This window comes from Saccharothrix sp. NRRL B-16314 (assembly GCF_000716595.1).
Taxonomy (GTDB): Bacteria; Actinomycetota; Actinomycetes; order Mycobacteriales; family Pseudonocardiaceae; genus Actinosynnema.
Genome location: NZ_JNXC01000100.1, coordinates 1 through 658, shown reverse-complemented (window position 1 = coordinate 658; position 658 = coordinate 1). Strand labels below are relative to the sequence as shown.

Annotated in this window: 1 protein-coding gene; it reads left to right on the top strand. The window is 71.4% G+C overall.

Going from position 1 to position 658, the window contains the following annotated elements:
• Positions 1 to 13 precede the first annotated feature (13 nt).
• A partial coding sequence (locus OQ02_RS39205; protein WP_231500447.1) for an acyltransferase domain-containing protein occupies positions 14 to 658 on the top strand: 645 nt, incomplete at its 3' end.

The following is a 658-nucleotide window of genomic DNA, read 5'->3' as shown; positions in this document are numbered from 1 at the left end:
TCGGGACGAGTTGTTGGCCGGGTTGGTCGCGGTCGCGGACGGTCGGGTCGGTGTGGGGCGTCCGGGTGAGGGTGTGGTCGTCGGCCGGGTGACCGGCGCCGGGCGGGTGGGGATGGTGTTCCCGGGTCAGGGTGCGCAGTGGACGGGGATGGCGGTGGAGTTGCTGGACACCGTGCCGGTGTTCGCATCCCGCATCGCCGACTGCGCCCGAGCACTCGACCCGTATCTGGACTGGTCGCTGACCGACGTGCTGCGCGGGGTCGACGGGGCACCCGACCCGGACCGGGTCGATGTGGTGCAGCCGGTGCTGTTCGCGGTGATGGTGTCGCTGGCGGCGGTGTGGGAATCGTTCGGGATCGAACCGGCGGGCGTCGTCGGCCACTCGCAGGGCGAGATCGCGGCGGCGTGTGTCGCGGGGGCCTTATCGTTGGATGACGGTGCGCGGATCGTGGCCACCCGCAGCAGGTTGTTGTTCGAGCACACCTCCAACGCCGACGGGGCGATGCTGTCCGTGGTGGCGTCGGAGGCCGAGGTGCGCGGGCAGCTGGCGCGGTTGGGCGAGGACGCGGCGTCGGTGAGTGTGTCGGCGGTGAACGGGCCGCGTTCCACCGTGGTCGCCGGGGACAGCGACACCATCGAACGGTTCGAACGGGTGCTC